Annotated in this window: 6 protein-coding genes and 2 pseudogenes; 5 read left to right on the top strand and 3 right to left on the bottom strand. The window is 37.0% G+C overall.

The window, feature by feature from the left end; all coding sequences use genetic code 11:
* Window positions 1–34: 34 nt before the first annotated feature.
* Complete coding sequence (locus BTO22_RS17020) at window positions 35–775, bottom strand: IS6 family transposase (protein ID WP_105056488.1); 741 nt, start codon at window positions 773–775, stop codon at window positions 35–37.
* Window positions 776–1236: 461 nt separating this feature from the next.
* On the opposite strand from BTO22_RS17020, the gene BTO22_RS17015 reads away from it, so the two are divergent.
* From BTO22_RS17015 to BTO22_RS17000, 4 genes are all read left to right on the top strand, one after another.
* Complete coding sequence (locus tag BTO22_RS17015; RefSeq protein ID WP_105056487.1) at window positions 1237–8853, top strand: type I polyketide synthase; 7617 nt, start codon at window positions 1237–1239, stop codon at window positions 8851–8853.
* A 108-nt stretch (window positions 8854–8961) separates the two neighbouring features.
* Window positions 8962–9861: a polysaccharide deacetylase family protein gene (locus BTO22_RS17010; RefSeq protein WP_105056486.1), complete on the top strand. Its 900-nt coding sequence runs from the start codon at window positions 8962–8964 to the stop codon at window positions 9859–9861.
* Window positions 9862–9985: 124 nt separating this feature from the next.
* Entirely contained in the window at window positions 9986–11254 is a 1269-nt protein-coding gene (locus tag BTO22_RS17005) for an MFS transporter (RefSeq protein ID WP_105056485.1), read from the top strand.
* Between the two features lie 385 nt (window positions 11255–11639).
* Window positions 11640–12395, top strand: a complete 756-nt coding sequence (locus BTO22_RS17000) for a 4'-phosphopantetheinyl transferase family protein (RefSeq protein ID WP_105056484.1) — start codon at window positions 11640–11642, stop codon at window positions 12393–12395.
* A 29-nt stretch (window positions 12396–12424) separates the two neighbouring features.
* On the opposite strand, the pseudogene BTO22_RS16995 reads toward BTO22_RS17000, so the two are convergent.
* Together BTO22_RS16995 and BTO22_RS16990 are read right to left on the bottom strand one after the other, a co-directional pair.
* Window positions 12425–12640 (bottom strand): annotated as a pseudogene (locus BTO22_RS16995) (DDE-type integrase/transposase/recombinase); the annotation flags it as partial.
* 53 nt (window positions 12641–12693) lie between these two features.
* A pseudogene (locus BTO22_RS16990) lies at window positions 12694–13187 on the bottom strand (IS6 family transposase); the annotation flags it as partial.
* Between the two features lie 54 nt (window positions 13188–13241).
* On the opposite strand from BTO22_RS16990, the gene BTO22_RS16985 reads away from it, so the two are divergent.
* On the top strand, window positions 13242–13442 hold the full coding sequence (locus BTO22_RS16985; RefSeq protein ID WP_105056483.1) for a hypothetical protein: 201 nt from the start codon (window positions 13242–13244) through the stop codon (window positions 13440–13442).
* Window positions 13443–14203 lie beyond the last annotated feature (761 nt).

The following is a 14203-nucleotide window of genomic DNA, read 5'->3' as shown; positions in this document are numbered from 1 at the left end:
GAGTTGATAAATAAGTCCTATTATCGACTCATTATTATTGAAAAACGACCTCAACATTGAATAAACGATTGAGGAAGGCGGATCTCTCCCGTACTACCGTTTCACGTTTATCATTACGTAACCAGAAATCAAATTGTCCCTTATTCAACATTCGTAAAGATTCAAATCCTTGAATGGTTGACCAAGCTCGCTTCCTCAGTTTGAAACCACCGGCGGCCACGATCAATTTCTTAATGGGGGCATGATCGGACTCAATGCCATTATTGAGGCATTTAACTTGCCGCTGCTCGACATCCTCTCGTAGTCGTCCTTCCTTCTTCAATCGGGCAATAGCATTGGCGTATGAGGAATGTTTGTCCGTGTTTAACGTTTTAGGTTGATTGTCTATGTCGTAATATCTTAAGCAACGCTTAAGGAATTGGTAGGCAGCTTCTTTATTGCGCTTGTGGGAACAATAAAAATCGAGAGTATCTCCTTGCTTATTAATGGCACGGTAAAGGTAGTGCCATTTCCCCTTCACTTTGACGTAGGTTTCATCAAGTTGCCAGGATGAGTCGGTTTTAATGAATTGATAATTACGATGTAACTTTTTTCGTAATTTAGGGGAATATTCAATAAACCAACGATAAATAGTGGAGCGATTAACCGATATGCCTCGCTCTGCGAGCATATCACTGAGATTTGCGTAACTCATTGGCGTTGAACCATACCAACGTAAACACCAAAGTATAATTTCTGGTGCAAAGTGTTTCCATTTAAAATCAGGATTGGTCATTGAGTCGCTCGATTAGATCGGGAAAGAAAGGATTTTGGCTGATACTAAATTTTTTGCAACAACCCCTCCGATCTTAGCATGAGATCAACTGATTGGCATCACGCCCCTTTATTTGATTTTACCCAGTCGTTATTTTTTGTTTAGAAGCAATTAGGTGTAGAAGTATGTTTACAATCGTTACAGACAAGATCTCCAGTTTGTCCCAGAGCTGCGGAACCTAGTATTTCAAAAGTATTTGGTACAGCGTCATGTCATTTCTCTTTACCTATACGGGTAGATCCACATTCTGGATATTCTCTTATAATATTTTCCTTGTAGTTAGTTAGTGTTTTGATTGTTTGAAGTCAATCGCAATTGCAATTGTTCTATAAAAAATAATGCTTTAATCTCAATCGTTTGATCATACATTATGAGACTCGATGTATTCCATTTTTCTATAGTTGTATTAATAGGGTCTTAAAATGAGTAACCAAACTAATAGTGATATTGCCATTATAGGTATGTCGTGTCGTCTGCCGGGAAATTGCAGTAGTCCAGATTTATATTATGATTTCCTGTTAAATGGAGGCGATGGAATTGTTGATATCCCAAGAGAACGTTGGGATTCAAAAGCATTCTATGATGAGGACAAAAATAAAACGGGTAAAATGTTTGTTAGTCGTGGAGGGTTTATATCTGGTTTGGACCAATTCGATCCACAGTTTTTTGGTATCTCACCTAATGAGGCTCCGCATATAGATCCACAACACCGTTGGTTATTAGAGATCACACATGAACTGCTAGAAAATGCGGGACAGAAAGCCTCAGACTTGAAAGGTAGTGATACAGCTGTTTTTATCGGGCAGTTTATGCATGATTATGAGCAGATTCAGTTAGATTCAATGGCACATGGTAACATTTGCAACCATTCAGCCACTGGTTCATCAATGACCCTAACGGCGAATAGGTTATCGTATATATATGACTTTACGGGGCCAAGTGTTGCGTTAGATACGGCTTGCTCTTCTTCATTGGTTGCAATAGACATGGCCTGTAAATCAATAATCAATGGGGATAGTAAATTAGCGATCGCTGGGGGGGTTAATTTATTATTAAGGCCAGAGTTAACGTTATCTATATGTAAGGCTTCTATGCTCTCACCAGATGCTAAATGCAAAAGTTTTGATGCAAAAGCAAACGGCTATGTTCGAAGTGAAGGGGCTGGGCTAGTTATGCTTAAAAGCCTAAAATCTGCGTTGATAGATGGCGATAACATACTAGCTGTAATTAAATCTAGTGGCATTAACCAAGATGGGCATACTAATGGAATTACGGTTCCTAATGGTGAAGCACAGAAGAAACTTATTAACAAAACCCTACAAAAAGCCAACATTACTCCGAATGAAATTCAATATATTGAGGCTCATGGCACAGGGACTCCTGTAGGCGATCCGATTGAAGTGAATGCTTTAGGTTCAATATTTGGCATAAGAGAAGAAAATGCCAATAAATGCCTTATTGGCTCAGTGAAAAGTAATATAGGCCATACAGAAGCGGCGGCTGGAGTGGCTGGTCTGATTAAGGTTGTGATGTCGATGAATAGTGGTGTAATTCCTAGCAACCTTCATTATAACGATACTAATCCAGCTATTGATTTAAAAAAACTGAACGTAGACATCGTATCCAGCAATACTCAGTGGCCTATTAGCAAAGGTGAGAAAAGGCGCGCTCTCGTCAACTCTTTTGGATTTGGTGGAACGAATGCAAATGTTATTGTTGAACAAGCACCTATGGTCAGTAATAAAAAAACTGAAAGTGTAAGCAATCGAAATAGTATTCTCGTGTTGAGTTCAAAAACTAAGGTTGGCTTGAAATCGACAGTCGAAAATTGGCTACAGTTTTTACCTAACATTGATGAATCCGATCTGAGTAGCGTCTGTTATTCTGCTTGTATTAAGCGTGATCATTTTAAACACCGCATTTCCATAAAGGCGCCTAATAAAGCAAAATTAATATTAGAGTTAGAAAATTTCTTATCTAACTCGCCTAGTGAAAACTATTCAGTTGGTGCTGCTAACTTATCTAATGCTAATGACCTGTGCTTTACATTTTCGGGAATGGGTACAACGTGGGCAAGGATGGGTAAAGAACTATATATCAAGGAACCCGTGTTTAAAGCTGCGATAGACCGATGTAGTGCAGCAATAGAAAAGTATAGCGATATTAGCTTAGTAGATGAAATTTATCATATGGATAATAAAGATAGAATCCATACTACAAACATTGCACAGCCAGCAATCTTCGCTACTCAAGTTGCTCTTACCGAGCTTTATGAAAGTTGGGGAATTAAACCGAGTTGCATTGTTGGTCATAGTGCTGGCGAAGTAGCCGCAGCTTATGCTTCAGGGGCTCTTTCCTTTGATGATGCTATAAAGGTGATTTATCATCGTAGTCGATTGCAGCATACAACTGAAGGTTCAGGGAAAATGCTTGCTGTTGCGCTTTCAGAAGAAGAATTAACACCGTATCTAATGGATATTAAAGATAGGGTGACTATTGCCGCGATTAATAGTGAGCGGGCTATAACTCTTGCTGGATGTGAGATTGAATTGGAAAAGTTGTCAAGTCAGCTTGATATTGACGGTGTGTTTTCCAGAATGCTAAATGTAAATGTGCCGTATCACAGTCCGATTATGGATAGGATTAAAGAGCCACTTGTTGATGCTTTATCTAGCATAACAACGCATGTACCAAGCATTCCAATATATTCTACAGTGACGGGTGATGTCAGTGGCCCCGATTGCTGGAATTCGGTGTATTGGGCTGAGAATGTGCGACAACCAGTATTGTTTAAGAAAGCCATTGATAATATCACGTCAGGTGGAACTACTACATTTCTAGAAATATCCCCTCATGCTGTATTGTCGAGTTCAATTATTGCTAACTCCAACGAAGCTGGGGAGGCGAGTACTGTCGTGTCTTCGCTTATTCGTAAAGAAAATGATCATGAAATGGTCATGAAATCAATTCTGGAACTACATGTATCTGGCTACACTGTGGATTGGTCTAAATTATGCAATCGCGGCTCTAAGTCAGTATCTTTACCGAATTATGCATGGGATCACAATTCTTATTGGATTGAAAATGAGGATGTAGCATCTTCACGCATAAGTAATGTTCGCAAACAGGGTGGCTTTCATAAGAGTAACCACGACCTTCTTGGTGCTAAATTGAACTCTACTAATTTAATTTGGCATTCTGAAATTGACTTAGAAAAACAGGAGTATTTAAGTGGACATAAAGTAGACACTGAAATTATTTATCCCGGAGCTTGTTATATCGAAATGGGTATGGAGCTAGCTAAGCATAAAACCTCAAAAAATATCATCGTACTTGAAGATATTGAATTTAATAGAGCTCTGTATTTAGATAATAAGAAATCAATATTACTGGAAACTAGTTTGGATGAATATTCTGGTAGTTACGTGATTCAAGCGCAAGACAGTGCTACAGAAAATTGGGAAGTTTTTGGGAAGGGTGTTGTCACTCTAGATACTCATGAATCTGATAGCGAAACATTTGATATAGATAGTATTAAATCAGAAATGGAAAGCTACTATACAAAAGTGGATTTTTACAATCATTGTCATCAGATGGGGATGAATTATGAAGATTCATTCCAATCGGTTCATCAGTGTTGGTATGGAGATAAAATATCATTAGTTGAGATTGATTTGAGTAGTACAGAAACAAAAGATGCTAATGAATATTCGTTACATCCTTGCATTCTAGATTGTGCATTTCAGAGTTTATTCCCAACAATCAAAACTAGTTTCTTGCCCGTAGCTATTGAGGCGATTAGGCTCTATGAGAAGCCTAGTCCTCGCTGTTATGCGCACCTTGTTACCACCAACCGTACTAAAACTGACATATTAGGTAATATTACAATATTGGATTGTAACGGAAAGGTACAAGTTGAAGTAATTGGGGTGTCTTTAAAAGCAAATAGCATGAGTTCAGATAAGACGGCAGAGAAGATTTGTTACGATTATCAATGGGAAGAGTTATCACTCACTAGTGAGGCGATAGATGGCAAAAATGAACTTTGGTTAGTACTTGCAGGTGAAGGTGACAACTCTGGAGATTTTGAAAGTTATATTAGTGAACACGATATAAAGTACAGGTCGATTACTAAAAAACAAATACTTGAAATTACTGACTCAAATTATTCATGGTCTAACGCTTTGGAGTTGCTTACGGATGGTATTCATGATCGAATCACAAAAGTAATTTATCTCTGGCCTCTTGATCATTTACAAGCGATAGAAAAATTCAACTCAACCCTTGAGCTTGCAGATTCAACATTGAAGATAGCGCAAGCAATAGTGGGTATAGATAGCCTAAAGGGGCTTCCAACATACTTTTTTACTAGCGCCTCACAGGCTATTTTACCCGGTGATGCTCAGTTTAATCCGGAGCAAGCTACTATATGGGGGTTCTCTCGTGTGTATTCTTCGGAATACCCTGAACTGAATGTACATCTGGTTGATTTACCATATGACTCTACTCAGTTGGATAATAATTTTTCTAAACTTGTTAGGTGTATGCTAGCTGATAATACTGAGCAAGAATTGGCAATTCGATCAGATACTATTTATGTAAATCGATTACGTAAGTTATCGATGAAAGATATGATTAACTATAGTGAGAGAAAAGTTGAGCTAAACGTACTAGATGATTATGTAGTAAAGTTTGGTAATAAAACTATTGATGTCTTTAAGCAATCTTTGCCTCCATTGTCTAATTATAATGTCAGAGTTAGAGTGGAAAGTAGTGATCTTGATTTGGGTGCCATTGACACTAATAGTTCTCAACTGATTGGTATCATCGGAACTATAGAAGAGATTGGAGGTGGAGTTAATGATATAGCTGCTGGAGATAAAATCTACTGTTTATTTAATGGCGATATTGCATCGTTGATTGATGTGGATGGAAATCATGTAACTAAGTTAAGTACTAAGTCGGCACTAGGTAAAGCTCATTATATAAGTGATTTTGTTCAGGCACATTTTGTACTGTTAAATTGCTCAAAGTTGACTAGCGGCGAAACAATTTTGCTATTACCTACTTTGAATAGCTTCGAACACGCAGTTATTCAGGTGGCTAAGCGTAATGGTGCGAAAGTTGTTGCGATTGTTCACTCAGAAAAAGATGGAGAGCAACTTCTTAACTGGGGGGCTGATATAGCAATAAACTCAAGTGATAATGATTTCTCTCAACAGCTGAAAGATATTGGGTCGGTTGATGTGATTTTTAATCAATCTAATGGGAGAATGGTGTCCAAGGCGATTGATGTAATAGCAGAAAATGGAAGATTCCTTGATCTGACTACTACTGAAGCTGCATTGAATAGAAAGCAGATTGACGTCATATCTCAAAAAGGAATTATTTATTACCCTTTGAAGCTATCATCTATACTTTCTATTAAAAACTTCAGGTTAAACGAACTTTTGCGAATGTGTATAGATACCTATTTAGATGATGGTGTTTTGCCGTTAGCACGACAGACTAAATCTATAAACGATATGTTAACTCAATCTGCAAGTTTGTATGATAATGAATCAGGTTCTCGGTTGATTTGCAGTATGAGTACTCGTCCACCAGTGGTAACTCTCGGAAGTAATAACGAAGTTATATATTCAAATGCAACCTATCTGGTCACTGGTGGCTTAGGCGGTTTAGGTTTAGAAGTAATGAATTGGTTAGCGGATAATGGCGCCAAATCAATAGTATTGATCAGCAGAAGCGATGCAAGACCACATGCCATTGATGCCATTGAAAATGTCAAGGCTACAGGGGTTAATGTATCTGTTATGCGGGCTGATGTTTGTGATTTAAATGATGTAGTGAGAGTAGTAGAGGAAATCAAACGAGACTTGCCGCCATTAAGAGGGGTGATTCATGCGGCAGGGGTCCTAGATGACGCTTCCATTAATAATCAAAACAGAGATAAATTTGCTAATGTGCTACTTCCGAAAATTCAAGGAACTTATAATCTGCACAACGCAACCATCGAGTCAAAGTTGGATCTGTTTATCTGTTTCTCGTCAATTGCGACAATTATAGGGTGGCCCGGACAGAGTAATTATGCCGCAGGAAATGCATTTATGGATAGTTTTGCTCATTGGCGTAATGCGCAAGGTTTTCCAACGCTGAGTGTAAACTGGGGGCCTTGGGGCAGTGCAGGCATGGCGAAAAATCTTGATGATGTTGATAAGAGACGGATGGAAAGTTCCGGTATGAGGTTCTTATCCACAGAGCAAGCATTTGATGAAATGACAAATCTGTTGAATTACCGAGTACCAAACGCCGGAGTATTTGACTTAGTATGGGAAGATGCGGTCAGTAGGTTTGCTAATCCATTGAAGCATAGTGTGTTCTCTAATTTTGTTGAAGAGAAAAAGGGCAATGTGGCAAGTGATTTTATGGGGGATTTCTCTCGCAGTTCGTCAACTGAACAGTTCAACATGGTTACTTCGCTTGTATCTCAGACTTTCGTAGATATATTGGGACTAGGCTCTATTGATGATATTGAACCTGATGTTAGTGTTTTTGACTATGGACTTAATTCATTGATGTCAATTGAGTTCTCATCTCTTTTGCAGCTACAGTTAACTTTAAAAGTATCCGGTTCGCTTGTTAGTAAGTATCAGACAATTAACAGAATTGTCACGTATATTGTTGAGGAGTTAACAAGCTTCAATAGTGAATTGACGAAAGATAAGGATTTATCGTTATATAAAAATGCACCTTGGTTGCCTAGTCGCTATAGTGTTGTAAATAATCAACTTCAGACTTGTGATGCGAATGAATTAAATCATTGGACACAAAGTTTGGTCTTGAGGCTAAATCCAAAATTCAATATAGATACTTTCAAATCGGCAGTTTTTCTGGTGATGGAAGATAACGACTCTTTAAGGTTAATATCGAACATTAATGATAAGTCAAGAATGGTGGAATTTGTCAATGATGGCATTGGGTCGGTAATTAGTGAAATAAAAACCACCAACTTATTTGATGAAAAAGTATATCAAAGTGCAATCTCTGAAATTAACTTACACACTCTACCATTTAAGTTTAATATAGTTAGTTCTGATGATTTTGATGAGAAAGTTTTACTATTAACTCATCACCAGCTATTACTTGATGGCATGAGTGTTAAATTATTAATGCAACAGGTTAATCGAGTATATAACTCAATGATTTCTGGAAATGAGGTTAGCTTAGTCACTGGATCCTTCGCAGAGTACTGTCACAAACTAAATGATTATGCTCAAAGTGAGGAGTGTACAGGCCAGCTTCCAAAATTACTGTCATCAAACTGGTCAAGTGCAGATGAAATAAAAACTGACAATCAAGATCTAGATAATAATCGATACAAAAACGGTAGGACTCAACTTATTTTAATAGATGATAAAGAAGTTTCAAAACTACAGGGAGATAAAAGTAGGAAAGTTATTGAACTTATTGCTAGATCTATTGGTGATTGGGCTGGGATTAGTAAATTACAGTTTGATCTACAATTCCATGGGCGTAGAGCTAATGACATATTGCCTGATGCTTCATCAACGCTAGGTTATTTCACTGAGGATTACCCTGTATTGGTTGACCTTAGTCGCAAGGATACCTTTACTCAAATCAACAATGGGATGAATAACAATGAGGACTACTCACTACTGAAATATTTATGTAATGCCCCTTTGGTAGAAGAGCAAATATCTGTAATTCAACCATCTCAGGTGGCTATAAATATTAGGCCGGAGTTTAATGTCAATAGCGCATCATCTACTGACGAATTGTTTATATTTCCTAGTGGTAATACTAGATGGGAATTTGGAGATTGGTATTATGAGAATGTTGCCGATAAATATTGGGCAAGTGGCGAGCTTAATCGTGGGGTTTTATTCTACTTTGAAGTGACAATTAAAAAAGATGGGTGCTATATTGAAATGAATTATAATAAAGATCTTTACAAGAAGTCAACAATAGACAATTTGATTTGTAATATTAAAGAATCCTTCATCAATGCAAGTGAATAATTGAATATACATATCTGTATTATTTAATAACTATGAAATTATAACTTAATTAGACCTGTGGTTGTTCTCAGCCACAGGTGCACTAATTTAATATATTAAAGAGCAAGTATGATAACTTACGATTTTTTAAATGATTCAATCAATATAATTGCGCTGCATCGAGTACTTAGTGATGTTGATTATGACAACAGAGTTGCTCCAGTTTCTATAATGGAAATGGCGGAGAGAGATTTGGTTGAATTCATAAAATATTCAAAAAATAATGGCTACGAATTCATTTCAATTGATGATGTTTTATCCTTAGATGTTGGAACTAATAATAAGTGTATAGTTTTAACATTTGATGATGGGTATGTTGATTTCTATGATGTTGTGTTCCCGATAATAAAAGAACACAGAATACCAGCTTGTCTTTATTTTACTAGTGGCTACCCAGATAGTAAATGTATCCACTCTTTTGGGATTCTGGAGGATCATGTCAGATCCTTGCCATCATTGAAGTTTTCTATTGCTAATAAGGACTATTCACTTAGAGCAGAGACAAAGTCTGAGAAGAGAGAAGCTATTTATTTTTTGTCTAATCTGGTTGAAGAATTATGTGATGGCAATGATTCTGGAAAACTACTTGAGATATTAAAATTAATTGGTGTAGATGATGAAATTATAAATAGACGTTATTCCCTAAACTGGCGACAGGTTATTGAACTAAGTAATAATGAGCTTGTTACTATTGGATCTCATACTGTAACGCATCCACGATTAAGTCAGCTAAAGAGCCAGAATGTTGAATTTGAATTATTAGAATCTAAAAGAAAGTTGGAGAATGTTTTAGGTGCAGAGGTTAAGCATTTTGCATACCCTTATGGTGACCATAATGAACGCGTTAAGGCAATGGTTCGAAAGGTTGGATATTCGTCCGCAGTAACAGTTATTAGTCGTGATGTCTGTAATATAGATCGCTTTGCCTTGCCGAGACATTGGCTTGATAGTGACTTTGCTGTTATATAAATTCATAATTAGACAATTTAAAAATTATATAGATACAACTTATAGAGGTAATCATGCCAAAGCATAGTAGATCTATTTTGAACGTTGCAGCATTACATTGTGATGTATTTTTGAGGGTAATATCATGAGTTGGAGTAAATCGAATTTTGTCTATTTTTGTATATCTTTCATTCTTGCTTCTATAGGTGGGTTTTTTACCCTTGTCGCACTACCTTGGTTGGTTCTGTCAATCGATAATAATCCGTTGACACTTAGCTCAGTTATTGTTTGCATGAGTTTGCCTCAAGGTTTCTTTATTTTATTTGGAGGCGTGCTCTCTGATGTCTACTCCCCATATCGAGTATTAATAATATCAAGAGTTCTGTTTTGTTTGACATTATTTGCATTGTTTGCCTTGGTTTCCTCTGAGTTTATGGTGCTATGGCATTTATATGTGTTCGCATTTTTCATTGGTACATTCTCCTCAATATCCTTGTCATCTAGTCAGTCGTTATTACCTTCGCTTATCCCAGAGGAAAAACTGAACATAGGTAATGGCATTTTCATGGGAACAACTCAACTTGCACAAGTGGTTGGTCCGATACTCGCTTCTTGGGTTATTTATACTTTTAGAAACTATTATCAAGTTGCTGAGGGTGATGTTCATTTATTCAGTATCGCATTGGCTTTTTTAGTTGACGCGTTTGCACTGGCTCTTTCATTACTACTAGTTTTAAGGATTAAGCTGAAGGCTAATGTGAAATCAGAAAAAATTAATAATTTTATTTTATTTTTTGTTGATGGGCTTAAGTTTTGTTTTCGTGATAAAGCGATTCTACTTATAATGGTTTATTTGTTGGCCGCAGCGTTTTTCATACATGGCCCACTAGCTATTTCGATGCCACTCTTAGCGAAACAAAAATTTATGACGGAGATTACAGGTTACGGGAATCTATACTCTGCATTGGGAGGGGGTCTGTTAATTGGGACGATCACAGCGATGCTAGTTAAAATACCTGCAAAATCATTAGGATTTGTATTAGTTGTTTGTGACTTAATTTCTAGCGGGGTTCTGGTATCGCTCGCTCATGCTGGAGCATTACATATAGCAATGGGACATATAGCGATTATTGGCTTTTGTCTAGGGTTGATAAGTGTTGCTGGTACAACATGGTTCCAACAACGAACCCCTGCTATGTATATGGGTAGAACGATGAGTATATTGTTATTCTGCATTATAGGTTTTACTCCAGTATCAGCGAGCATATTTGGTTTTGCCATAGCTGAAACATCGATTGAAACAGCGTTAATAGCAAGCGGCGTTTTACTCATGATTGTTGCAGGTGTTGGTTTGAGCTTTCCTAAGCTTAGAAAGATTGGTGCACTTCCTAGGTTAGCTTCAGTGGAGGATTAGGGCTTATACTCACTTACATGAGTCGATTTTAATCTTACTTGGTATGCATTATTGAATTAAGGACCACTTCTTCTCGGAGTGGCCTTTTCTTTAATTCAAGATAAGCAACCTTCGGTTGCAGCTTCCACGCTGCAACCCTTTCGACAACGATTTAGCTATTCTAAGAGAATACACTGACAAATATAAGATCATTATCGCGCTCTCCAATTATATTGGCAGTTCAGGTGGATTTTTTGCAACGGTGAAGAGTGCTATTATAAATCAAAAATCGTAAATTTCTTCTCAAGCATCAATTAACAAAGTTGGCTTTGTTTGGGCTGATATATAACGACCCAGTTATGAGCTTATTTTTTCCTATGGTGTGTTAAAATTCACATGGATATTTATGTTAACAGGATTTGTATTTTATAAAAAGTTAGATTTGAACACGCCATTTGTTAATGATTGTTCACTTTTCATCAATGAATGTAATGAACAGATTTTAGTTGCTTTGACATTTTCACAAGCGAAGTACTCATTGGTTTTGTACAGCTCCCTTAATGTTTTTTTACCAAAAATGATTTTAAAATCATTAAAAGAGCGTCAAGCGGAATTTTTAGCCGGTAGATTATCTGCTAGGTTTGCTTTAAAATATCTAAAAGGTGATAGTCAATATTGTTTTGATATAGGAATTGGAGATTTTCGTCAGCCTATCTGGCCAACTAATATTTTAGGTTCTATTAGTCATACTAGTGATACAGCTTTAGTTATGGTATCAAAAAAAAGCGTAGATAGATTATCGATAGGTGTTGATATCGAAAATATTTGCCCAATAAATATTGTGAATGAAGTTTCAAGTCATATTTTTGATATTAATGAAAATACACTGCTTAAAAGTTGTGGGTATTCTGAATCGCAAGTATTCTCTTTAATTTTTTCTGCAAAAGAAAGTATTTTTAAATCTTTGTTTAGCTATGTTAATGAATATTTTGACTTTGAGGTGGCTAAGTTAAAATTTGTAGATGATGATAATTTTAAAATGGTATTTCATTTAAATGAAGACTTTGCTTTACATTACCAACTCCCAATTAAGCAAACTGTATCATTCAGCGTCTATAGTGAATATGTGATCACATACTCAGAGTTGTTGCAAATAATCTGAATAGATAAATGAGGCCTACAATGGTCTCATTATGATTGTAAAATAATCTCAATATTAAAGAGGCCGCTTAATGAAGGCGGATCTCTCTCGTATTATTGTTTTCCGTCTATCGTTACGCAACCAAAAATCAAATTGTCCCTTATTTAACATCCGTAATGATTCAAACCCTTGAATTGTTGACCAAGCACGTTTTTGAATTTTGAAACCGCCGGTAGCTTCAATTTCTTAATGGGTGCATGATCTGAGGTTCTGTCACAAAGGTTTAGTTAGATACAGGCATGCCGATCTCCAGACACAATTATGCAGCGAGCGCGTAAAAGTGCTCCCATACGGGTAAACTTACATCGCCAACTTGACCCCGTTTAATTTGAGTCCAAACTTCTTGACCTGACATAGTTGCAGTTGCTCCTTCCACAGATTTCCAACCCAACGCCTGATACATCTTTTGCTTTATGGCCTATGGCTTTGCTCAACGATGTTATTGAGATATTTTACATCGACTATATCAATTAAGTTTAGCATAAAAACAACGCTTAGCCATAATTTGACGTTCAGATTATGTAGAGCCAACGCATTGGCCCCACTCTTATCTATGACCACTTTATCTGGCAATCCATTAGTATTGATTGCCTTACGTAGAAAGGTTTGCGCCGCTTTTTCATCGCGTTCTTTGCTTAGATAAAAATCTACGATGTCACCATATTTATCAACGGCTCGGTAGTAATGCCACCATTCGCCCTTAATTTTGATGTAGGTTTCATCCATGCGCCATGATGGGGATACTTTGCGTTTCAATTTGAGCATCACACGGACGATTTAGTTCCCTGCTATGCGACAGAACCAAATATGGTGCGTCTGATAGTTGAAACACCGTCTGGTGAAGTGGAAGAAATAGAAAAATCATTACATGAATTTGGTCAAGTTATTGTTGGTAATAAACAGGAAAATGAAATTCTGGAGTCGAAATTCGATGTAGAGCGCTTGCAGATGAAGTTAGAAATGGCTGCAATGGAGTTAAAGCAAAATGATGTTTTTGTAGCAAAATGAAAACCAGATGGTTGAACTACAGCGAACAATCTGTAACAGTTTGACTTATTCGCAAAAACAATTGTCATCACAATTCGCTGCGTACAAAAGTCTACTAATAAGCTTACTCTACTTGCTAGATAATAATACTGAGAAAGAACCCCCAGAACTGGCAAAAAACAAATAGAAGAAGAAATTAGTAAGCACATTACAGATAATCACAAGGCTCTAACTTTAAAATAGTTAGTTGATAATGCACTTTATGGGGTTACTGGAAATTCCTTGTATTCACTCATTGTATCGTTGCTAGCCACGTTACCGAAATGAGTCGCGGCACAAATAACAACACATTAAGGCGTCAAGCTTTATAACGCACGTTCTACTAATTCCCAAAGGTCGCCAAATTTGAAGCGACCTTTTTTATTACCTGTGATCCGCTTTCTCATTTTAAGCCCGTTTCTTTTTTGCTACAATATCCATGAAAGAGCCCAGTGTTGGCTCTCAACACTAAGCACACGGGAACTACACCGCCCTTAAATCGCTTTCTGAAATGGCTGTAAAGCTTCTTCAACTTTGTTCCTCAAATGAGGGATATAACCAATCTGTTGGCCACTGTGCCAAATCAACCAATCTCGATGCTACTCGATCTAACTTTAACTACTGGTCCAGGTGATCAGGAACTAACTATCTGATGCAACGGTTCTGAGGGGGACTAACTGTGTCAATTTTTACTTTTTAGGAGATATTCTTAACTTTTTATACCAATTCCGTTAATTAACTTA

The sequence above is a fragment of the Aliivibrio sifiae genome (assembly GCF_002954705.1).
In the GTDB taxonomy this organism is placed as follows: Bacteria; Pseudomonadota; Gammaproteobacteria; order Enterobacterales; family Vibrionaceae; genus Aliivibrio; species Aliivibrio sifiae_A.
Note: the sequence above shows the minus strand (reverse complement) of the source record. Positions and strands in the feature narration are given on the sequence as shown.

Coding starts and splice junctions, on each gene's coding strand:
- BTO22_RS17020 (WP_105056488.1), bottom strand. CDS start 775: ATGACCAATCCTGATTTTAAATGGAAACACTTTGCACCAGAAATTATA.
- BTO22_RS17015 (WP_105056487.1), top strand. CDS start 1,237: ATGAGTAACCAAACTAATAGTGATATTGCCATTATAGGTATGTCGTGT.
- BTO22_RS17010 (WP_105056486.1), top strand. CDS start 8,962: ATGATAACTTACGATTTTTTAAATGATTCAATCAATATAATTGCGCTG.
- BTO22_RS17005 (WP_105056485.1), top strand. CDS start 9,986: ATGAGTTGGAGTAAATCGAATTTTGTCTATTTTTGTATATCTTTCATT.
- BTO22_RS17000 (WP_105056484.1), top strand. CDS start 11,640: ATGTTAACAGGATTTGTATTTTATAAAAAGTTAGATTTGAACACGCCA.
- BTO22_RS16985 (WP_105056483.1), top strand. CDS start 13,242: ATGGTGCGTCTGATAGTTGAAACACCGTCTGGTGAAGTGGAAGAAATA.